We start from the raw sequence: 22,101 nt of genomic DNA, 5'->3' as shown, positions 1-22,101 counted from the left end.
ATGGATTTAAGAAACAAAAATATTGTATTAATTATAAAAGCACCTGTTTTAGGAGGAGCAGAAAGACAAGCAATTGGTTTTGCTAAATTTGCAAAACAAGAGTTAAATTGTAATGTCTCTTTTATAGCTACCCATTCTGGAGAAATGTCTACAGAATTTAAAAATTTTTTAAATGAAATTGAACTTGATGAAGTTAGTTATTATGGAAAATTTATTCTAAAAATTGATAATCAATTTTCTATTAAAAATTTAAAAGACATTTTAAAAACAGTACGGTATTTAATTAAAATGATTTACCATGTAAGAAAGAAAAAACCTTATATGCTTGTCCCTTTTTTAAACCCACCATCTAAACTAGCGGTGTTAATTTATAAATTTACAGGAGCCAAATACACATTTTGGCATCAATTAGGCTTAGATTTTTTTACAAAAGATTTGTTAGAAAAATATGCTATTCGCAAAACACCTTTGTTTATTGCTAATGCTTACAATGGTTTAGATTTAATTACAAATGATTACAATGTACCGCCTTCTAAATTATTTTGTTTACCACAATATATTTCTATAGATAAACAGGTTTTAAATAAAATTACTTTAAAAAATGAATTTCAGATAGATCAAAAAGATCTTGTGATAGGAATGATATCTCATTATAGAAAAGAAAAGTTACATCAATTATTGTTAGAAGTATTTAATAAATTAAGTACTAAATATAATAACATACACTTGGTGCTTTTGGGAGATAAAAAAAGTGGCTTGGAAACAGAATTCAACTTTAATTTATTAAAAGATCAAATTAAAACTTTAAACGTTAACTCTAAAGTTAGTTTGTTATCTGATGTACCGGTAGAGAAAGTATTAAATATGTTAGATATTGCTGTATTAGTTTCTACCTTAGAAGGAACCCCAAATGTAGTTTTAGAGTACATGTTATACGGGGTACCTGTAGTTTCTACCAATCATTCTGGATGTGAAAAATTACTTAAGGATAAAGAAATGTTAATTACAAATAATTCAATAGAATTATATAATAAATTAGAATATCTTATAAATAATAGTGCAGAAAGAGAAAGAGTAGGTTTAAATAATAAAATAAAAATTAATGAGTATAGCAAAGAAAATTATTTTAAAAAATTTACTGCTATTTTTAATTCTTTAAGTTAATCTTATTTATCCTTCATAAGGATAAATAAGAGCTTCTCTACATCAATAAAAATTAGGTATGTTTTAACATAAAGAGGATTTCTAAAATATAATTATACTAGTATAGTATATAAGAAGTCTTTTGAAATCTGTTAAGTGAATATTATTTAAGTTGATTGTAATTAGTGGATAGAGTGTTTTGAGAAGTTAAAGTAAAATATAATGAAAATTGAAAATGAAAGAAAAAGCAACAATAGGTTTTTTAACTAGTTTAGACCCTAAAGACAAACGATCTTGGTCTGGCACACAATATAGAATGTTAACTGCTCTAGAAAAAGAATTTGAAGAGGTTGTTATATTAGGGCCAATACCAAGACCAAGAATAATTGGAGGTATAGTAGTGCGTATAGATAGGGTAACTCAGTTTTTTTTTAAGAAAAAGTATAATAGAGAACAGAATATCTTAAAAAGTATTTACTATTATTTTTTTGTAAAAAAGAAAATTAAAAACTCTAAAATAGATCTTATTTTTTCTTCTTCTGCAGGACCTGAAATTTCTTTTATTCAAACTAAAATACCAATTTGTTATTTAGCCGACGCTTCATTCGATCAATTATTGGGATATTATCCTAACTACTCAAACTTCGCTTCATTTTCTATATCAGAATCTAGATTTATTATGAAAAAAGCAATTGATAAATCTCATAGTTACGTGTTTCCTTCAGATTGGGCAGCAAATTTCGAAATAAAAAAATACAATCTAAAAAAAGAAAAAGTTCATGTAGTAAAATTTGGTGCTAATATGGATTATGTGCCCGATGTATCTAAGATTTTAAATAAAGCCTATAATTCTGAGATTAATTTGCTTTTTTTAGGTAGAAATTGGGAAAGAAAAGGGGGAGATATTGCATTTGAAACCTTAAAAATCCTTCTTGAAAAAGGACTAAACGTAACACTAACGGTTTGTGGTTGTGTACCTCCTGTTCAGCACACTAAAATGAAAGTAATTCCTTTTTTAAATAAAAATTTAGATAAAGAAATGGAAGAGTTTCACGAGTTACTTTATCAAAGTCATTTGTTATTTGTACCTACAAGGTCTGAGTGTTATGGTATCGTTTTTTGTGAGGCAGCCGCTTTTGGTATTCCGGTTATAACTACCGATACAGGAGGTGTAAGTACCATTGTTAAAAATGGGGTTAATGGTTATACCTTGCCTTATAATGCAACTCCGTTAGCCTATGCTAATCAAATTGAAAATTTATTAAATAACCAAAATTTAATAAATGAAATGGTAAAAAACTCTCTAGAAAAATTTAAAAAAGAATTAAATTGGGATGTTTGGGGAAAAGAAATGAGAGGAATTATGATGGAAACAATTCGTAATAAGGATAATTAAATTATGAAAATTCTCTTCGTTTGCCTTCAATATATTCATGCCGCTAGGTGGATCAATCAGTTAAAAGATTCTGGACATGAAATTTATGTTTTTGATTGTTTAGACAACAAAATTCATAAAGATTTATTATGGACAAATTATACTACAAATTGGAATAAGAGAAAAATTCCTTATTTGAAAGGAGAGTATTTTTTAGAAAAAAAAATGCCAAGAGTTTTTAAAAAAATAGAGCCTTATTTAAAAGTTACTGCTTCAGAAAAACTAGAAGAATTAATCAAAGAAATAAAGCCAGATTTGGTGCATTCTCTAGAAATGCAATCGCAAACTTATCCTTTGTTAAAAGTTAGACAAAAAATTGATTTTAAATGGGCATATTCGTGTTGGGGAAATGATATTTATTTTTTTAAGGATAAACAAGAGCATAAGTTAAAGATTATTAATTGTGTGCATACAATAGATTATTTTTTTCTAGAATGTAAAAGAGATAAGGAATTGATAAAATCAATTTCTATGCAATCTAATATTTTAGGAATTAATTTTCCTGGAGGAGGAGGATATGATATACAACACTATCAAAAATTTAATATACCTGTTAAACAAAGAAATTTAATCATTTTAAAAGGGTATCAACATAATTTTGGCAGAGCATTATTTGTTTTAAAAGCATTGGTTTTAATTATTGATAAATTAAAAGATGTTGATATTTATGTATATTCTGCCCATAGAAGTGTTGAAGAAGAAATTATACGAATCAATTTAAAATACAATTTAAATATTCAATATTCAACCAGAGACAATCAAATTAGTCATGATGAATTATTAAAAAAGTTTGGAAGTGCAAAAATTGCTATTGGTAACAATATTTCAGACGGTGTGCCAAATACACTTTTAGAAGCTATTATTTCTGGTGCTTTTCCTATTCAATCAAATCCAGGTGGAGCTTCAGAAGATTATATAAAAGATGGTGAAAATGGATTTTTAATTAAAAATCCAGAAGATGCTTTTGAAATTTCCCAACTTATAATAAAAGCATTAAATTCGCCAGATTTACTTTGTAAAGCTTATAAACTTAATCAAGAAATAAAGGTAAAGTTAGATAAAGAAATTATTAAGAAAAATACCTTAAAAGCGTATTTAAAAATCAATAAACAAATTATTGATAAAAAATGATGGTAAAAAAAACAATTCTCTACATTACAACAGATTTATTATTTTTAAAAAATGATTTTTCAGGCGGTTCTGTAGTGCAAAAAAGTCACTTATCAATACTATTGGGGTTAGGATATGCTATTAAAATTCTTTATGTAAACACAGGTAATTTCTCTAATAATGCTCCTCGTTTTGTTTCAAAAAATAAAACTATTTTTTTTAAAGATCATCCTATTTTAGTAGATGAAATTGCTTTAAGTTTAACAAATGTAAAAGTAAATATATTTACAAAAATTACTCAAATACTAGGCAATCCTACAGGGTATTATTATAAATTTATAAATGATCAAAACAATTCTTTTTTAAATAAGTATATAGAACAAAATAATTTTCATTTTGTTTGGGCACAGTGGTATTATGCCGGTTTATTAGCTGTAAATTTAAATATTACTTCTTTTTATGTACACCATGATTGGCAGTATAAATTAATGAAATTTAAAAATAAAAAAAGCTTTAAAACATCAATTATAACATTTTCTAAAAAAAGAATAGAAAATAAAATGATTAAAAATATTGATGCTATTATTTCTGTTTCTGATTCAGATAATCAGTATTTTAATGAGTTAAAATACAGCTCTATTTACCTGCCTGTAACTTATAGTTTTAATCATATTAAAAAAAGTACAGCTAAAAGTACCGCATCATTAGTGCATTTAGGAAGTTTAAATACAACCGCCAATAGAGTGGGGTTAAAAAACTTTTTACGAAACTGTTGGCCCAGTATAAAAAAACAATTGCCTAATGTTTTATTAGAAATAATTGGTGAAATGCCAGACAATGATAACGATTTGATTTGTTTAATTGATCAAGATAAAAATATTAAAGTACATGGTTTTGTAGAAGATTTAACTGCGGTTATGCATCCTTATGATATACATTTAATTCCTTGGAATCAAGACACTGGTGTTAGAACAAGAATTCCGCTAATTTTTTATAATAAACAATGTTTAGTTGCTATGAAAAATGGAGTAGGCGGAACTGCAGAAATAACAAATAATTTTAATGCAATATTAAGTGATAATTGGGCAGATTATGCTAAAAGTATTATTAAATGCTATAATGATACTAATTTTAGAAAGGAACTCTCAAATAATGGATTTAATAGTTATCAAGAAAATTTTTCACACGAATCGCAATTTGTAAGGGTAAAAAATTTTATTTTAAAGATGAAAAAATAATGAATAATGTAATTTTATCATATAATATTAAAACGCTTAAATGGCAGTATTTAAATAAAACATACAATTCTTTTTTTGAAGGGTTAAAAGACTTGTCTTTAACCAATAAGGTGGTAGCTTGGTGTTATAATGCTAAAGATCAAAAAGAATTAGATGCTTACTTAGATGAAAATAATTTTGGTGATATACCAGAATTAATCACTTTTGGGTCTCATTTGTTTTTAGAAAATACAGAGTATTTAGAGTTTAGTAATGTTTATTTTAATAAATTTAGTAAAAACGATACCAATACATTTGATACTTGGCGGGTTCGATCTAATATAGGTATTATTAGTGCCTCTGTAGTTAATGAATTAGCGGTTTATAGTTTTCCTAAAAACTACAAATCTGCCCTTGCTGTTTTAGGATATGCTTCTTTTTTTATAGGTGCTATTGTTAGTGTTTCAAATGATAAACGGTTTTCTAATTTTTTTATAGAGGGATTAACTAACAAAGAATATATAGATTTTATTAGTTACTCAAAAAAGAAAAAATGGGTTTTTTATTATCTTTTAAGTAAACTTATTTTTGATAAAAAATTAGTTTTACCTGGAACAAATATTTTTAAAAATAACTATCAAGGTTTTCAGCATAAGAAAGCAATTTGGAAAGAGATTCATCAGCAAGAAATTGATATGAATAAGATTAAGGTAGATGCCTTTATTCCTACCTTAGGAAGACCCAATTTTGTTTTAGAAACATTACAATCTATAGAGGATAATAATTTCCCAATAGATAAATTTTTTATTGTAGAGCAAAAATTACCAGGTCAAGAAAAAACATTATTAGATGCCGTTTTATCTAGAAAATGGAGTTTTAAAATAGAACATGTTTTATTAGATAAATTAGGCTTATGTAATGCTAGAAACGTTGGTTTATCTAGTAGTAATGCAGATTATATTATTATGTTTGATGATGATATTTTAATAGACAACCAACCTAATTTAATTGAAAATTTAATTAAAAAACTAGAATTTACAAAATCAAAAATGATTTCTTTTGCAACCAACAATATTCAAGGAAATATTGCTGCACAATTATCTTACACAGTAGCGGGTTGTTCTACTTTATTTAAAAATAAAGATATTTTGCCTTTTAATATTCAAATAGAAGGTTTTGGTTCTGATGATCAGGAATATAATTTTAATGTACATCATAATGCTCAACGTGTTGTTTTTACAAGTGAAGAGTATATGAACCATTTAAAAGCTCCGATGGGAGGTTGGCGTTTTGATGCAAGAGAATATTTACCTTGGTATAAGGATGATTTAATAGTACCGCTACCTGGTCCGGTTACCTTATATAGATACATAAAATATGCCTCTAAAAATCAATTAAAGGGATACAAAATGTTTGTTTTTTTTAAATATTATAAATTTAAAATTTGGAAACTTTCATTGTTTAACAAAAGGTGGAATAAATCTCTTTTCTGGGCAAATGAAATATTAAAAGATAAAGTAAAAATAAATATTGAAGAAGGAATTAAATCGATATAAAATAAATAGCATATGATATTTACAATTGCAGAAATAGGACAAGCACATGATGGCAGTTTAGGGGTTTTACATTCTTATATTGATGCAGTTGCTAAAACAGGAGTAGATGCAATTAAATTTCAAACGCATATTGCAGCAGCAGAAAGTAGTATTTACGAACCTTTTAGAGTAAAGTTTTCTAAACAAGATAAAACACGTTTTGATTATTGGAAACGTATGGAGTTTTCTTTAGAGCAATGGAAAGAAATAAAAGCACATTGTGATGAAGTAGGCTTAGAATTTATGAGTTCTCCTTTTAGCAATGCAGCTGTAGATTTATTAGAAAAAGTAGGGGTAAAAAGATATAAAGTAGGCTCTGGAGAAGTTAATAATTTTTTACTGTTAGAAAAAATTGCAAAAACAGGTAAACCTGTAATTATTTCTTCGGGTATGAGTTCTTTTAAAGAATTAGATGCTACGGTAGCTTTTTTAAAAACAAGAAATGTAGCGTATTCAATATTACAATGTACTACTTCTTACCCAACAAAACCAGCTCAATTTGGGTTAAATATTATAGAGCAGTTAAAAAATAAATACAAAGTTAAAGTTGGTTTTTCAGATCATTCATCTTCTATAGAAGCATGTATTGCTGCAGTAGCTTTAGGGGCCGAAATTTTAGAATTTCATGTAGTTTTTGATAAAGAAATGTTTGGTCCCGATGCAAAATCATCATTAACAATTAATGAAACTACACAATTAATAAAAGCTGTAAAAAATATTCATGAATCTTTACTTGCTCCGATTGATAAAAATGATAATTCTGCTTTTTTAGAATTAAAGAGTATTTTCGAAAAATCGTTAGCTATTAATAAAGATTTACCTAAAAACCACATACTTACTTTTGATGATTTAGAGGCGAAAAAACCGAAAGATTTTGGTATTTTAGCTTCGGATTATGAAAAAGTTATTGGAAAAAAACTAAAAAATTCTATGTTAAAATGGGACTTCTTAAATGAGTCGGATATTATATGAGCAAAAGAAAAATATGTGCTGTAGTAACAGCTAGACCTTCGTACAGTAGAATAAAAACAGCACTTTTAGCAATTAAAAATCACCCAGAATTAGAATTGCAATTAGTAGTTGCGGGTTCTGCTTTGTTAGGGCGTTATGGTAATGCTGTAGATTTTATAGAAAAAGACGGATTTGTTGTTGATGAAAAAGTTTTTATGGTTTTAGAAGGTGAAAATAAAACCGCTATGGCAAAAACTACTGGTTTAGGTGTTATGGAATTAGCAAATGTATTTTATAAATTAAAACCAGATGCGGTAATTACAATTGCAGATAGGTTTGAAACAATTGCAACATCTATAGCGGCAGCTTATCAGAATATTCCATTAATTCATATACAAGGAGGTGAGGTAACGGGTAATATAGATGAAAAGGTTAGGCATGCAAATACCAAGTTAGCAGATATTCATTTAGTAGCCTCTGAAGAAGCAAAAGAAAGAGTTATAAAATTAGGCGAAGAACCAGATTTTGTAATTAATACAGGCTGTCCATCAATAGATTTAGCGAAGGAAATAAAAGAAAATCCTAAATTAACATTTAATCCTCTAGAAAAATATGGAGGAGTAGGTGCTAATGTAGATTGGCAAAATAAAGGCTATATTGTTGTAATGCAACATCCCGTAACTACAGAGTATGAAGCGGCAAAAGAAGATGTTTTAAAAACATTAGAAGCGGTTACAGAGTTAGATATACCCACTTTTTGGTTTTGGCCAAATGTAGATGCAGGTGCAGACGGAACTTCTAATGGTATTAGAACTTTTAGAGAAATAAATAAACCGCAGAATATCCATTTTTTTAAAAATATGGAACCACAAGATTTTTTAAAACTTTTAGTAAATAGTAAATGTTTAATAGGAAACTCTAGTGTTGGTATTAGAGAATGTTCTTATTTAGGAGTACCTGTTGTTAATATTGGTACTCGTCAAAATAGAAGACAAAGAGGCAACAATGTTGTAGATGTTAGTTATGATAAAGAAGGTATTAAAGAAGCAATACTTAATCAAATAGAGAACACCAAGATCAGTTCGTCTACAATTTATGGAGATGGAGCATCTGGACAAAAAATGGCAGATGTTTTATCTAAAATACCTTTAAAATTTCATAAAACAATTACATATTAATGAGAATTTTAGGTTTAATTCCGGCTAGAGGAGGTTCTAAAGGAGTACCTGGTAAAAACATAAAGTTACTAGGTAATAAGCCATTGTTAGCGTATACTTCTGAAATAGCACTGCAATCTAACTATTTGGTAAAAACAGTATTAAGTTCTGATGATGATAAAATTATAGAAGTAGCTAAAAGTTTAGGAGTAGAAATACCCTTTAAAAGGCCTTCTAATTTGGCAGAAGATAGTTCGCCAACATTGCCTGTAATAAAACATGTACTAGATTATTACAAGGCTAAAGGAGAGTTTTTTGATGCCGTTTGTTTATTACAAGTAACAAGTCCTTTTAGAACATTAACGTTTTTAGATGAAGCTTTAAATAAGTTTATAAATTCAGATACAGATTCTTTAGTCTCGGTGCAAGAAGTACCTCATGAATATAATCCGCATTGGACATTTGAATTAAATAAACAAGGCAATCTAAAAATAGCTACAGGAGAAACCGAAATTATAACTAGAAGACAAGAGTTACCAAAAGCTTATCATAGAGACGGTAGTATTTATATCACTAAAACGGCTGTTATAGAAAAACAAAATTCGCTTTTTGGTAATAGTATTTCTTATATAGAATCTCCTAAAGAATTTTATGTTAATATTGATACCTTAAAAGACTGGGAAAAAGCAGAATTATTATTAAAAAATAATATTTAATTTATGTTGTTCAATTCGTTTGAATTTCTTGTCTTTTTAACTATTGTATTTATTTTATATTGGTTTGTTTTTAAAAAATTAAAAACTCAAAATATATTAATTTTAGTAGCCAGTTATGTTTTTTATGGATGGTGGGATTGGCGATTTTTATCTCTTATTTTTTTAAGCACTTTAGTAGATTATACATTAGGGTTAATGTTAAAAAAGACAGCTAATGTTAAAAAAAGAAAATTATTATTATATAGTAGTTTGCTTTTTAATTTAGGAATGTTAGGCTTTTTTAAATATTATAATTTCTTTATTCATAGTTGGGTAGAAGCTTGGTCTAGTTTAGGAGTAACAATGCACGTAAGCTCTTTAAATATTATATTACCAGTAGGAGTTTCTTTTTATACTTTTCAAACATTAAGTTATACCATCGATATTTATAAAGGTAAATTAGAACCTACAAAAGATTTTATTTCTTTTGCAAGTTTTGTGTCTTTTTTTCCGCAACTTGTTGCAGGACCAATAGAAAGAGCTACAAATTTATTACCTCAATTTTTTAGAAAAAGAGAATTCGATTATTCTTTAGCAGTTTCTGGAATGAAATTAATTTTATGGGGATTGGTAAAAAAAGTGGTTATTGCAGATTCTTGTGCAACTTTAGTAAATTTAATATTTGCAGATTACCAAAATGAATCTGGGTTAGCTTTAATTATGGGCGCTATTTATTTCGCTTTTCAAATTTATTGTGATTTTTCTGGGTATTCAGATATTGCTATTGGTACAGCAAGGTTATTTGGGTTTAAATTAATGAGAAACTTTAATTATCCGTATTTTTCTAGAGATATAGCAGAGTTTTGGAGGCGATGGCATATTTCTTTAAGTACTTGGTTTAGAGATTATTTATACATTCCTTTAGGAGGCTCTAGAGGCACTTTAAAATTAAAAATTAGAAACGTATTTGTAATATTTTTAGTTAGTGGTTTTTGGCATGGAGCAAATTGGACGTTTATTGCTTGGGGCGGATTGAATGCTTTGTTTTTTTTACCTTTACTATTAAGTAATAAGAATAGAAATAATTTAAATGAAGTTGCAGAAAATAGTTTGTTACCAAGTTTAAAAGAGCTTTTACAAATACTATTTACTTTTTTCTTAACAACTTTTGCATGGATATTTTTTAGGTCAGAAACCATAACAGATGCTATACACTATATTCAAAAAATAGTAGATTTTGGTAGTTTTTTTCCAACTGTAATTCGCCATAAAAAGGCCATACCTTTACTCGTAATTTTTATTATTATAGAATGGTGGTCTAGAAAAAAAGAGTATCCTTTAGTATTTGATAAAAAATATCGAAACTTTTTTTATGTTTTCTTTGTTTTTGTACTATTATATTTTATTTCTGCGGATGATAAATCTTCATTTATTTATTTTCAATTTTAAAAGGCAACTTAAGTAGATGAAAAAATTTATTTTTAAGGTAATTGTTAAAATCGTAATTTTTATTTCTCTGATAATATTACTTATTGGAGGGGCTATATTATTTAATTTTAATCATAAAGAAGATTATCCTGCGGCAATAAAAAATAAATACGAAAGATTAGATTCTTTAAAACACACCCAAAAACTTATAATTTGTGGTGGTTCTAGTTCTGCTTATGGTATTAACAGTGCATTAATTCAGAAAAACTTTCATATTCCCGTTGTAAATACCAGTCTAGCAATGAGTTTAGGGAGTAATTTTCAGTTAAACCTTACAAAAGATTATATAACAAAAAATGATATTGTTTTATATATTCCTGAATATGAATTTTATTATAGAAATGAAAACGGAGACGATTTTTTGTACACCACCTTTTTTTATTATCCAAAAATAGTGAAAGATTTTAATGCATCACAAAAAATAAATTTAAGAAATAAAATAACTAAACTTTCAATAGATTTTTATATTGGTGCTATTAGAAAGCTTTTTAAAGCTAAAAAAACAGCTACTTCTTTACAATACAATAGAGCTTCTTATAATTATATGGGGGATAATATTAGTTTAGTTTATAATAATGATTCTAAAATTAAACCTCAAGATAAAACACGTTACCAGGGATTAAACGGAATGAAAGTTAGCGGTAATTTTATAACTGCAATAAAAAAAATGAATGAATTCTGCATTCAAAAAGGAGCAAGGTTTATTATTGCTTTTCCCCCAATTGAAAAATCTCAATTTGATACAGGTTTCTTAAAAGATATAAATATTGTAAAAAAAGAAACAAATATTAAGTTTATGGGGTTACCTAGTGATAATGTGTATACGTCTGATTTTTTTTATGATAGTAGCTATCATTTAAATGGTAAAGGAAGAGTTATTAGGACTAAGAAATTAATAGAGAATCTAAAAAAAGAAATAGAATAAATGTGTGGAATTGCAGGGATAGTTGGTGATCTTTCGAGTAAAGAATTGCTGTTTAAAATGTTAGATTCTCAAAAACATAGAGGTCCAGATAATACAGGAAGTTGGTGTAATGATAATGTTTTTTTAGGTCATAATAGGTTGTCTATTATAGATTTATCAGAAGAAGCAAATCAACCATTTACAGATTCCTCACAAAGATATCAGATAATTTTTAATGGTGAAATTTATAATTATATCGAATTAAAAAAGGAGTTAGATTATAATTTTAGCACCAATTCAGATACAGAAGTATTATTAGCAGCATACATAAAATGGGGTACAAAATGTTTAGAACGCTTAAACGGTATGTTTTCTTTTGCAATTTGGGATACTTTAAATAAAACCCTTTTTGCGGCTAGAGATCGTTTTGGAGTAAAACCTTTTTTTTATCATTTAAAAGAAAATACCCTCTACTTTTCATCAGAAATTAAAGCACTGCATGCTGCCGGAATTGATAAGCTGCCAAATAAAAAAGTTTGGGCAAGTTATTTTGCCTATGGTAGTTATGGTATGCCAGAAGAAACTTTTTTTGATAAAATAAATCAATTACCAGGCGGACATTTTTTAGAGTTAAAACAAGGGAATTTACAAATAAAAAAATGGTATTTCTTTGAAGAGGAAATTAAAAAACACCAACAAATAGAACCTTATAAAATTGTAAAGAAGAAATATACAGCACTATTAAGCAATAGTATTTCTTTACGATTTAGATCAGATGTTTCTGTAGGTTTTAATGTAAGCGGAGGTTTAGATAGTTCTGCCTTACTTGCTTTTGTAAACCAACTGAATCCGCGTAAAAAAGAAGTTATAAAAGCATATAGTTTTTACACAGAAGATGAAAGGTATGATGAGTTACCTTGGGTAGAAGAAATGATTTCTTTAACAAAAAATCCATTAGAAAAAGTAAAATTATTGTCTGGTGAAGTTTGTGAGAGATCAAAAAAAGTATCGTATTTTCAAGACGAGCCTTATGGTGGTATACCAACAATTGCCTATGCTAAGATTTTTGAGCAAGCAAGAAAAGATAAAACGTTGGTTTTGTTAGATGGTCAAGGAATGGATGAGCAGTGGGCGGGTTACGATTATTATACACAAAATAATAATTCTATAATTCAAGGAGTAAATAAATCTCCTTTTAAAACAAATGTTCTGTCTAAAGAAATTCTAGATTTAGCTCAAAAACCTAAGTATCCAAAACCTTTTAAAGATGAGGTTTTAAATAAACAATATAGAGATTTGTTTTATACAAAAATACCAAGAGCTTTAAGGTTTAATGATAGAGTATCAATGGCATCTAGTACAGAATTAAGAGAGCCTTTTTTAGATTACAGGTTGGTAGAATATGCATTTGCACAACCCTTAGAATATAAAATTAAAAACGGTATTCAAAAATATTTACTTAGAAATATCGTGTCAGAACATTTAAGTGATTCTATATCTTATGCACCTAAAAGACCATTGCAAACCCCTCAAAGAGAGTGGTTGGGTACCGAGTTAGAAACATTTGTAGATCAGGAAATAGAAAAAATAGAGAAATCAGAATTTTCTAGTTGGTTTGATACCGAAGTTTTAAAGCAAGAATGGAAAAATTATGTAGACGGAGATAATCAATCTAGTTTTCATATTTGGCAATGGTTAAACTTTAGTTTGTTAATGAATAGTTAATTTTTATTGATGGTTCTTTTGTTAGTAAATGATAGAATAACTACCTTGCAAGCGATTTTTAATGAAGCCTCCACAAAGATTAAAAATAGATAAAAAATGCAATTATATAATTGTTTATAAGTGTTTTAGGGAGCGTAATGAAAGATCAGTTTTATAAAAAAGTAGTCGTTTTAGGAAGAGTAAATAAGGTTGGTAATCAATTTAATGGTATTGTTTTTAAAAAAACAAACATTTTTTGTTGCAAAGACGTAGCTTCCTTTCTTTATTCTTCAATTAAAAAAATAAAGGGATTTAGCATTCCTTTGGTAAAAATAAATATTTTTTTTCATCAAAAATTAATCCCATTTAAAGATGTCGTTTATCAAGTTTCTGTTAAACGGAATTCTTTTAAGGTAGAAAATTTATATATATAAACAATAGTGAATGCAAGAAGGTAAAAATATTTTTTTATTAGTACAATCTGGGTATAGCGCTAAAAACTTTGTGTTATCGGGTTTTTTAAACCAAGAGAAAGCCAAAATTACTTTTTGGTCAGATCAAGATTATATAGCTCAGTACAATATTGATAATAAAATTGTAAAATTACCCAAGTATGATTATGATGGGAAATTAAATTTTATTCAGAAAATAAAAAACAAAGCAGAGCTTTTTTTTAACGTTAAAACATTTAAAAATAAGGATTATTTATTTTATTTAATAGGAATTAATAAGAATAACAATCTTAAATTACGTTTAAAAAAAATAGTAATTACAATAATCGCTAAAGTTTTTTCTACCCAAAAAGGAATTGAATATTTAGACCAACCATTTTATAAAGCTACAAGAAAAACAAGTTATTATAAAGCCTGTAAAACGCAACTGTTAAAACACAAACCTAGTGTTGTTTTTTGTACGCATCAGAGAGCTAGTAGTGGGGTTGCACCTATGTTGGCTGCTAAAGATTTAGGAATAAGAACCATTTGTTTTATCCATTCTTGGGATAATATTCCTAAGGGAGTTCAATTAATTAAAGCAGATGAATATTTTGTATGGAGTTCTTATATGAAAAAAGAAATGTTAACGCATTATCCTTTTTTAGAATCAACTCATATTAAAATAACAGGAACACCACAGTTTGTACCTTATTTTGATAAAAATTATTTGTTACAAAGAGCTGATTTTTTATCACAATTTAATTTAGAAACCGCTAAAAAGTTTATTCTTTTCTCTGGAAACGATAAGACCACCTCACCTAATGATCCTGTTTTTTTACAAGATCTTTGTAAAGCAGTGTTACAACTTAACAGTAATGAGGACAACTATAGAATTATATTTCGTCCGAATCCTATTGATAGAAATGATGGGTTTGATGAAGTTTTAGCAGAGTATCCCAATCTTATAACAGAGCTAAAACCAGAATGGTTTGGAAGCGAAACTTTTTTATGGAATAAAGGAGGGCCAAGTAAAAGTGATCTTGTTTTATTAGTAAATACTATTTTTCATTCAGAATTAGTTGTAAATATGGGGTCTACAATGGCTCTAGACGCAGCTTTATTAGGTAAACCATCTTGTTACATTAATTATGATGTAGAAAGTAACTATAATTGGACGGTTAAAAGAATTTATAGATTTATCCATTTTGATATGATAAAAAAAATAAACCCTGTTTTTTGGATAAATAAAAGAGAAGATGTGTATAATGTAGTTAAGGATGCTTTAGAAAACCCAGTTAAAACCTTAGCAGGTAGGGAACAGTGGATAAAAACAATTACAACGTTACCAATTGAAGATACAAATAAAAGAATGTGGAATTTTATATTGAATAAGAATGAAGTTTAGCTTAATTATTTGTACATATATGCGTTCTGTTGCAATTATAAAATTGCTAAAATCTGTAGAAAAACAAGAATTGTATCCCAATGAAATTATTATTGTTGATGGTTCTACGGATGATAAAACAACCATTGTTTTAAATGAAAATAAGTTTAAAAATCTTAATTATTTTAAAGTTGATGATTCGGATAGAGGTTTAACAAAACAACGTAATTTTGGTATACATAAAGTATCAGAAAATATGGACGTTGTTTGTTTTTTAGATGATGATATTATTTTAGAAGAACCTTATTTTAAAAATTTAATAGCTACTTATAAAACATATCCAGAGGCAGGTGGAGTAGGAGGTTATATTTTAAATGAAGTAAAATGGAAGGCTTTAAAGAAAGGTGAAAAGCCAAGTTTTAAAGAGTATGAAATAGATGGATATGTTAGAAATTTAGGAAGTAGAAATGTTTTACGAAAGCAACTAGGATTACTATCTGATAAACCACCTTGTATAATGCCAGAATTTTCAAATGGATTTTCTGTGGGTAACTTACCTCCAAATAATAAAATATATAATGTAGAATATTTTATGGGAGGAGTATCTTCTTTTAAAAAGGATGTGGTAGATACTATCAAATTCTCGGAATATTTTGAAGGCTATGGTTTGTATGAAGATTTAGAATATTGTTTAAGAGTATCTAGAAAATATAAATTGTTTGTAAATACATCTGCCACTTTATATCATTATCATGAAGATGGTGGAAGACCGAATAAGTTTGCTTACGGAAAAATGGTAATTAGAAATGGATGGTATGTTTGGAGAACAAAATTTCCGAACCCATCTTTAAAAGCAAGACTAAAATGGAATGCTATTGTTTTGTTATTAATGACAATTCGTTTTACCAATTGTTTAAAAGGGGCTAAGAAAAAAGAAGCATTTACAGAAGCTTTAGGACGAAAAATGGGATGGGTTAGTTTAATCTTTAATAAACCTTTAAAAGTATGAAGTTTGCAATTATAACCCATACGAAGCATAAAAGTAAAAATCAACGGTTTTATGCTTATGAACCTTACGTTCGTGAAATGAATCTTTGGTTGCAAAATGTATCAGAAACTAGAATTGTAGCTCCTGTTTCTAGGGATGAAACTTCTGCAATAGAAGTAGCCTACAAAGCAGATAATATTACAGTAAAAAATATTCCTGCTTTTAATATGTTATCATTAAAAACCAAATTTTTTTCAATATTTAAAATGCCTCTTATTTTGTTTCAAATTGCAAAAACATGTTTATGGGCAGATCATATTCATTTAAGATGCCCTGGTAATGTAGGTTTATTAGGTTGTTTTGTACAGGTTCTTTTTCCATTTACACCTAAAACTGTAAAATATGCTGGCAATTGGGATCCTAAAAGTAAACAACCTGTAAGTTATAGAATTCAAAAATGGATAATTTCAAATACTTTTTTAACAAGAAATTGTAAGGTGTTAGTATATGGAGAATGGAAAAACCAATCAAAAAATATAGTTCCTTTTTTTACAGCGTCTTATAGTAATAATGAAATAAGAGAAATACCTGAAAAAGGTTTTTCATCTAAAATTAACTTTATCTTTGTTGGTGCATTTACAAAAGGGAAACAACCGATGTTAAGTGTTAAAGTTGTAGAAAATCTTTTATCAAAAAACATAAACGTTCAGTTAGATATGTATGGTAATGGATTGGAGTTTATGCAGGTTCAAAATTATGTAAAGTTACATAAGCTCGAAGAAAATATTATTTTACATGGTAATCAAACAAAAGAGGTTGTTAAAAAAGGGTTTCAAAAAGCACATTTTTTAATTTTTATATCAAAATCAGAGGGGTGGCCAAAAGTAGTAGCAGAAGCAATGTTTTGGAGATGTTTACCCATTTCATCTAAAGTTTCTTGTATAGAAAATATGTTAGGTTTTGGTACTAGAGGAACAATAGTAGAAAGTAATGTAGGTGAAAATGAAATTGTTACTATTGTTGAAAATTATATTAGTAATTATAATGAGTATCAAAAAGAAGCTCTAAACGCAAAAAATTGGTCGCAAGAATATACTCTAGAAAAGTTTTCATCAGAAATTAAAAAAACACTTTTAAATGCATAAAATAGGAGTTGTACAGCTTATAGATTCTTTAGATGCAGGTGGGGCAGAAGTGTTAGCGGTTAATATTGCTAATGCCCTTTGCAATAAAGGTATTAATGCTCATTTATGTGCAACAAGAAAAGAGGGAGTTTTAAAAACTAATTTAAAAGAAAATATAGGTTTCTTGTTTTTAGAAAGAAAAAAAAGTATCGATTTTTCTGCAATTATTAGATTTAAGAAGTATTTAAAGAAAAACAATATTGGTATTATTCATGCTCATACAACATCTTATTTTTTTGCCGTTTGCGTAAAATTGATCTACCCAAAAGTAAAGATATTTTGGCATAACCACACAGGGAATTATATTAAATTAAAAGGGTTTAAATTTTTTATAATTAAAAATATAAGTGTTTTTTTTGATGCAATTATTAATGTAAATGAAGAGCTTAATACCTGGGCTATAAAAAGACTAAAACATAAAAAATCAGTAAAATTAGATAATTTTCCACAATTTATTAATAAAAGTAGTACAACTAAATTATTTGGAAAAGAAAATAAAAGAATTGTAATTTTGGCTTCTTTAAGAGAGGTAAAGAATCATGTAAGTCTTTTAAAGGCATTTAAATTAATACATAAAAAACACCCTGATTGGACTTTACACATAATTGGAAAAGATTTTAAAGATAAATATTCTAAGAAATTAAATAAATTTATTTTAGAAAAAGAATTAGATAAAAACGTGTTTTTTTATGGCTTATGTTTAGATATAGAATACATACTTAAACAAGCTACAATTGGAGTATTATCATCTAAATCAGAGGGGTTACCTATTTCTTTATTAGAATACGGATTAGCTAAATTACCTGTTGTAGTTACAAATGTTGGGGAGTGTAGCAAGGTGATAATGAATGGTGAATCTGGTATTGTTGTAGAGAGTGAAAATAGTTTAGTATTAGAAAAAGCTTTAGAAGAGTTGATTAATTCAGAAGAAAAGAGAAAAGCTTATGGAGGGCAACATTATAAAAATGTAAATAAAAATTACTCTCAAGAAAGTTTTATAAATCAATTAGTAAAAATTTATACACAATAATTTGATTCAAAAAATATTAAATAACAAGTTATTATTCATATTTATTCATATACTATTTGGGTATTTAGGCACGTTTTCATTTTTTCCTAAAGCTTTTGGGTTGGTTTGTCTTATTGTACCTATTATTTTAATAATAAGTACAAATAATAGAAATGAAGAATCTTTTTTATTTGCTGCTTATATTGTAGGTGCAGAGATATTTGTACGGATGATTGGTGGTTTCTTTTTATATGAAACAGGTAAATATGGTGTTGTATTATTTTTAGCACTAGGTATTTTTATGGGACCGTTTAAGCAAAAATTTTCAATTCATTATCTTTTTTATATTTTATTGTTATTGTTAGGTATTGTTTTTACGCAAGTGCCAGAAGGAGAATCTTTAAGAACTAATATTGTTTTTAATTTAAGTGGACCTATTGTTTTAGGGTTTTCTGCATTATATTTTTACCTAAGACCTATTAGCAAGCAAAAATTAATGGACGGTTTGTTTTTTATGTTATTGCCCTTATTTTCAATGGTTACTTTTTTGTTTTTTAGAACTCCAGATTTAAAAGAAATTGTGTTTGGTACTGCAGCAATGTTTGAAACCACAGGAGGCTTTGGACCTAATCAAGTTGCTACAGCCGTTGGTCTTGGTATGGTAATTTTAACCATCTTTATTTTCTCTAAAGAAAAACTAACAGGTTATCTGTATTTAGATGCTTTTTTTCTAATTTATTTTACATACAGGGGGTTATTAACTTTTTCTAGAGGAGGTATTTTTACGGCGGTTATTGCATTAATCTTTTTTTCATTTTTTTTCATTTTATATAAAAAAATGAGCATGCAAGTTATTTTTAAGTACCTGCTAATTCTAGTTTTTTTTATTGTTGGTATTTGGGTTTATACTTCAAATATTACAGGGGGTATGTTAGATAATAGATATACAGGTAAAAATGCTGCAGGAAAACAAAAGGAAGATATAACTACAGGTAGAGGAGATCTATTATTTTTTCAATTTACAAGTTTCTTTGAGCACCCTTTGGGAATTGGTGTTGGTAATGGTAAATATGAACGAATGAAATCTAATCAAAGAATTACGGCAGCGTCTCATAATGAGGTAGGTAGGTTGGTGGAAGAGCATGGTTTAATTGGTTTTGTACTATTACTTTTGCTGTTAATTATGCCTCTCATTAATTTTTTTAAGAGCAATAACCTGCAAAAAGCATTTATCATTACATTTTATTTAATGTGGTTTTTAACGATAAATCACTCAGCAATGCGAGTAGCCTTACCTGGTTTTATTTATGCTTTAAGTTTGATAAGAATTACACACATAGAAAACGGTTTAATAGATGACAAATAAAAGAATTCTTTATATAGGTAATAATCTTTCAAAAAAATCTAAATATAAAACTTCTATAGCTATTCTTTCAGAACTTTTAGAAAAAGAACGTTTTCAATTAACAGTAGTATCTAACAAACCCAATAAATTAATTAGGTTGTTAGATATGATGTATAAGACTATATTATTAAGAAATAAGGTAGACTTTGTATTAATAGATACATTTAGCACACTAAATTTTTATTATGCTTATATAATAGCTTTAATATGTAAGTTTTTCTCTTTAAAATATATTCCTATTTTAAGAGGAGGAGATTTACCAAAAAGACTACTTAATAATCCAGTATTATCAAAAACTATTTTTAGTAACGCTTATAAAAATGTAGCTCCTTCAAATTATTTAAAAACAGCATTTAAAAAAGAAAACTTTAATTCAGAGTTTATAGCTAATACGATTCCTTTAAGTGATTATCTGTATGTAGAAAGAACTAACATAAAACCTAAATTATTATGGGTAAGATCTTTTAAACATCTGTACAATCCTACCTTAGCAATTAAGGTACTTTTAGAGTTAAAAAAAGAGTATCCAGAAGCTACTTTATGTATGGTTGGTCCGTTTTTAGATGGTTCATATCAGCAGACTGTAAGTTTAGCTCAAAAATATAATTTAGAAGATTCTGTTGAGTTTACAGGTGTTTTAACAAAAGAAGATTGGCATAAAAAAGCAAAAGAATATGATATTTTTATAAATACAACTAATTTTGATAATACACCTATAAGTGTAATTGAAGCGATGGCTTTAGGTTTAACTATTGTTAGTACCAATGTAGGCGGAATGCCATATTTAATTGATAATAAGGTAGATGGTTTGTTAGTAGATAAAGAGAATGTAGGTCAGATGACAAAGGCTATTATTGATGTTATTGAAGGTAAATACGCTACATTATCAAAAAAAGCAAGAGAAAAAGCAGAAACATTCGATTGGGAAATTATAAAGTATAAATGGTTTAAAATTTTAAAATGATTTATAATAAATTAATTGAAAATATTTTTTTACCTATTGGAGATTTTATAAATAAATCATCCTATTTAAAACAATTAAAATATTGGAGAAAGTTAGATACTTTCACTGAAATTGAATTAGAAAATCTTCAAAAAAAGAATTTAAAAAATATTTTAGAGCACACCGTAAATACCGTTTCTAAGTACAGTTCTATTCAATTAGAAGGGAAAGATCCTTATGGTTGGTTAAATAGTTTCCCTATTTTAACAAAAGATGATATTAGGGGGAATTCCGACAGTTTACTTTCTAATAAAGTAAATAAAGCTAATTTAATATCTTATTCTAGTAGTGGTTCTTCTGGTATACAAAGTACTGTTTTTATGGATAAAAAAGAACAGTCTATTATTAGAGCTATTTTATCTCATTGGTGGGAGTGGAGTGGTTATAGAATTGGTAGTTCTGTAGTACAAACCGGAATGTCTCCCAACAGAGGTCTTTTAAAATCGATAAAAGATGGTTTGTTTAAAACAAAGTATATAACCGCTTTTTCATTAACCGATACACAGTTAGAAAACCTCTTTAAAGAGTTACATAATACTAAAAATTATTATTTAGCAGGTTATGCTTCTTCTCTTAATATTATTGCAGAATATGCTTTAGCACACAATTACAAGGTACATTTTAAGGCTGCCATTAGTTTTGGTGATAAAATGTTTAATCACTATAAAAAAAATATAGAAAATGCTTTTAAAACCAAAGTATATGATACTTATGGTTGTAATGAAGGTTTTCTAATAGCGGCGCAAAAAGATTTAGAATATAAGTACATTATGTCTCCACATGTGTATTTAGAAATTTTAGATGATAATAATAAACCATTACCAGACGGAGAATTAGGGCATGTAGTTGTTACAAGATTAGATGGGTATTCGATGCCATTAATTCGTTATAAAATTGGAGATTTAGCTATGAAACTACCTAAAGAAAAATATCCGAAGAATAGAGAATTTAATTATCCTCTTTTAGAAAAAATTATTGGTAGAGATACAGATGTTGTTCTTTTGTCTGATAATAAAAAGCTTACCGTACATTCTTTTACCGGAATTTTTGAGTATGTTACAGAAATAAAACAATTTAAAGTAATTCAAGAAAAACAAGGTGAAATACTTATTGAATATATTAAAGATAAAGGATTTAATAAAGATGTTTTATTACGTGTTACAAAAGAATTACAAAAATATATTTTAGATAATGAGTTTAAAATTTTTTATAAAGAAGTAGATTTTATTGCTGCTGCAAAATCAGGAAAACCACAAATAGTAGAGTCTAAGCTTTTAAAAAAATAGAATAGAACT

Annotated in this window: 18 protein-coding genes; all 18 read left to right on the top strand. The window is 27.3% G+C overall.

Going from position 1 to position 22,101, the window contains the following annotated elements:
* The 18 genes from WG951_RS04395 (at position 1) to WG951_RS04310 (ending at position 22,092) form a co-directional block, all read left to right on the top strand.
* Positions 1-1,164: a glycosyltransferase family 4 protein gene (locus WG951_RS04395; RefSeq protein WP_105048985.1), complete on the top strand. Its 1,164-nt coding sequence runs from the start codon at positions 1-3 to the stop codon at positions 1,162-1,164.
* Between the two features lie 214 nt (positions 1,165-1,378).
* Entirely contained in the window at positions 1,379-2,539 is a 1,161-nt protein-coding gene (locus WG951_RS04390; protein WP_105048984.1) for a glycosyltransferase family 4 protein, read from the top strand.
* Between the two features lie 3 nt (positions 2,540-2,542).
* Positions 2,543-3,709 (top strand): glycosyltransferase, encoded by a 1,167-nt coding sequence (locus WG951_RS04385; RefSeq protein WP_105048983.1) that lies wholly within the window; start codon positions 2,543-2,545, stop codon positions 3,707-3,709.
* Positions 3,706-4,926 carry a glycosyltransferase gene (locus WG951_RS04380; protein ID WP_105048982.1) on the top strand — a complete coding sequence of 407 codons (1,221 nt, stop codon included), beginning with the start codon at positions 3,706-3,708 and terminating at the stop codon, positions 4,924-4,926. Before WG951_RS04385 ends, WG951_RS04380 begins: the two co-directional genes overlap by 4 nt.
* Positions 4,926-6,461: a glycosyltransferase family 2 protein gene (locus tag WG951_RS04375; RefSeq protein ID WP_105048981.1), complete on the top strand. Its 1,536-nt coding sequence runs from the start codon at positions 4,926-4,928 to the stop codon at positions 6,459-6,461. The genes WG951_RS04380 and WG951_RS04375 overlap by 1 nt, the downstream gene beginning before the upstream one ends.
* A gap of 12 nt (positions 6,462-6,473) precedes the next feature.
* Positions 6,474-7,472, top strand: coding sequence for an N-acetylneuraminate synthase family protein (locus WG951_RS04370; RefSeq protein WP_105048980.1), 999 nt, complete (start codon positions 6,474-6,476; stop codon positions 7,470-7,472).
* Entirely contained in the window at positions 7,469-8,629 is a 1,161-nt protein-coding gene (gene neuC / locus WG951_RS04365) for a UDP-N-acetylglucosamine 2-epimerase (RefSeq protein WP_105048979.1), read from the top strand. Before WG951_RS04370 ends, neuC begins: the two co-directional genes overlap by 4 nt.
* Entirely contained in the window at positions 8,629-9,324 is a 696-nt protein-coding gene (locus tag WG951_RS04360) for a cytidylyltransferase domain-containing protein (RefSeq protein WP_105048978.1), read from the top strand. Before neuC ends, WG951_RS04360 begins: the two co-directional genes overlap by 1 nt.
* Positions 9,325-9,327: 3 nt before the next feature.
* Positions 9,328-10,752 (top strand): MBOAT family O-acyltransferase, encoded by a 1,425-nt coding sequence (locus WG951_RS04355; protein WP_105048977.1) that lies wholly within the window; start codon positions 9,328-9,330, stop codon positions 10,750-10,752.
* Positions 10,753-10,768: 16 nt separating this feature from the next.
* Positions 10,769-11,716: a hypothetical protein gene (locus WG951_RS04350; RefSeq protein ID WP_105048976.1), complete on the top strand. Its 948-nt coding sequence runs from the start codon at positions 10,769-10,771 to the stop codon at positions 11,714-11,716.
* A complete protein-coding gene (gene asnB / locus WG951_RS04345; RefSeq protein ID WP_105048975.1) occupies positions 11,717-13,420 on the top strand; it encodes an asparagine synthase (glutamine-hydrolyzing) in 1,704 nt (567 codons plus the stop codon). It begins immediately after the preceding gene.
* Positions 13,421-13,843: 423 nt separating this feature from the next.
* Entirely contained in the window at positions 13,844-15,238 is a 1,395-nt protein-coding gene (locus WG951_RS04340; protein WP_105048973.1) for a hypothetical protein, read from the top strand.
* Entirely contained in the window at positions 15,228-16,226 is a 999-nt protein-coding gene (locus tag WG951_RS04335; protein ID WP_105048972.1) for a glycosyltransferase family 2 protein, read from the top strand. The genes WG951_RS04340 and WG951_RS04335 overlap by 11 nt, the downstream gene beginning before the upstream one ends.
* The gene (locus tag WG951_RS04330; RefSeq protein ID WP_105048971.1) at positions 16,223-17,350 is read left to right on the top strand and encodes a glycosyltransferase; all 1,128 of its coding nucleotides are present in this window, start codon (positions 16,223-16,225) and stop codon (positions 17,348-17,350) included. The genes WG951_RS04335 and WG951_RS04330 overlap by 4 nt, the downstream gene beginning before the upstream one ends.
* Positions 17,343-18,419 (top strand): glycosyltransferase, encoded by a 1,077-nt coding sequence (locus tag WG951_RS04325; RefSeq protein WP_105048970.1) that lies wholly within the window; start codon positions 17,343-17,345, stop codon positions 18,417-18,419. Before WG951_RS04330 ends, WG951_RS04325 begins: the two co-directional genes overlap by 8 nt.
* Before the next feature lies 1 nt (position 18,420).
* The gene (locus tag WG951_RS04320; RefSeq protein ID WP_105048969.1) at positions 18,421-19,764 is read left to right on the top strand and encodes an O-antigen ligase family protein; all 1,344 of its coding nucleotides are present in this window, start codon (positions 18,421-18,423) and stop codon (positions 19,762-19,764) included.
* Positions 19,754-20,767, top strand: a complete 1,014-nt coding sequence (locus WG951_RS04315; RefSeq protein ID WP_105048968.1) for a glycosyltransferase family 4 protein — start codon at positions 19,754-19,756, stop codon at positions 20,765-20,767. Before WG951_RS04320 ends, WG951_RS04315 begins: the two co-directional genes overlap by 11 nt.
* Positions 20,764-22,092 (top strand): AMP-binding protein, encoded by a 1,329-nt coding sequence (locus WG951_RS04310; protein ID WP_105048967.1) that lies wholly within the window; start codon positions 20,764-20,766, stop codon positions 22,090-22,092. Before WG951_RS04315 ends, WG951_RS04310 begins: the two co-directional genes overlap by 4 nt.
* The last annotated feature ends 9 nt before the right edge of the window (positions 22,093-22,101 follow it).

The sequence above is a fragment of the Polaribacter butkevichii genome, from assembly GCF_038024105.1.
Lineage (GTDB): Bacteria > Bacteroidota > Bacteroidia > Flavobacteriales > Flavobacteriaceae > Polaribacter > Polaribacter butkevichii.
The sequence above is the reverse complement of the archived record's forward strand: the minus strand, read 5'-3'. Positions and strand labels throughout refer to the sequence as shown.

Excerpts from the sequence above, each read along its gene's own strand:
- WG951_RS04380 (WP_105048982.1), top strand. The coding sequence starts at position 3,706 with ATGATGGTAAAAAAAACAATTCTCTACATTACAACAGATTTATTATTT.
- WG951_RS04350 (WP_105048976.1), top strand. The coding sequence starts at position 10,769 with ATGAAAAAATTTATTTTTAAGGTAATTGTTAAAATCGTAATTTTTATT.
- WG951_RS04335 (WP_105048972.1), top strand. The coding sequence starts at position 15,228 with ATGAAGTTTAGCTTAATTATTTGTACATATATGCGTTCTGTTGCAATT.
- WG951_RS04310 (WP_105048967.1), top strand. The coding sequence starts at position 20,764 with ATGATTTATAATAAATTAATTGAAAATATTTTTTTACCTATTGGAGAT.
- neuC (WP_105048979.1), top strand. The coding sequence starts at position 7,469 with ATGAGCAAAAGAAAAATATGTGCTGTAGTAACAGCTAGACCTTCGTAC.
- WG951_RS04330 (WP_105048971.1), top strand. The coding sequence starts at position 16,223 with ATGAAGTTTGCAATTATAACCCATACGAAGCATAAAAGTAAAAATCAA.
- asnB (WP_105048975.1), top strand. The coding sequence starts at position 11,717 with ATGTGTGGAATTGCAGGGATAGTTGGTGATCTTTCGAGTAAAGAATTG.
- WG951_RS04375 (WP_105048981.1), top strand. The coding sequence starts at position 4,926 with ATGAATAATGTAATTTTATCATATAATATTAAAACGCTTAAATGGCAG.
- WG951_RS04340 (WP_105048973.1), top strand. The coding sequence starts at position 13,844 with ATGCAAGAAGGTAAAAATATTTTTTTATTAGTACAATCTGGGTATAGC.
- WG951_RS04370 (WP_105048980.1), top strand. The coding sequence starts at position 6,474 with ATGATATTTACAATTGCAGAAATAGGACAAGCACATGATGGCAGTTTA.
- WG951_RS04395 (WP_105048985.1), top strand. The coding sequence starts at position 1 with ATGGATTTAAGAAACAAAAATATTGTATTAATTATAAAAGCACCTGTT.
- WG951_RS04360 (WP_105048978.1), top strand. The coding sequence starts at position 8,629 with ATGAGAATTTTAGGTTTAATTCCGGCTAGAGGAGGTTCTAAAGGAGTA.
- WG951_RS04325 (WP_105048970.1), top strand. The coding sequence starts at position 17,343 with ATGCATAAAATAGGAGTTGTACAGCTTATAGATTCTTTAGATGCAGGT.
- WG951_RS04390 (WP_105048984.1), top strand. The coding sequence starts at position 1,379 with ATGAAAGAAAAAGCAACAATAGGTTTTTTAACTAGTTTAGACCCTAAA.
- WG951_RS04315 (WP_105048968.1), top strand. The coding sequence starts at position 19,754 with ATGACAAATAAAAGAATTCTTTATATAGGTAATAATCTTTCAAAAAAA.
- WG951_RS04355 (WP_105048977.1), top strand. The coding sequence starts at position 9,328 with ATGTTGTTCAATTCGTTTGAATTTCTTGTCTTTTTAACTATTGTATTT.
- WG951_RS04385 (WP_105048983.1), top strand. The coding sequence starts at position 2,543 with ATGAAAATTCTCTTCGTTTGCCTTCAATATATTCATGCCGCTAGGTGG.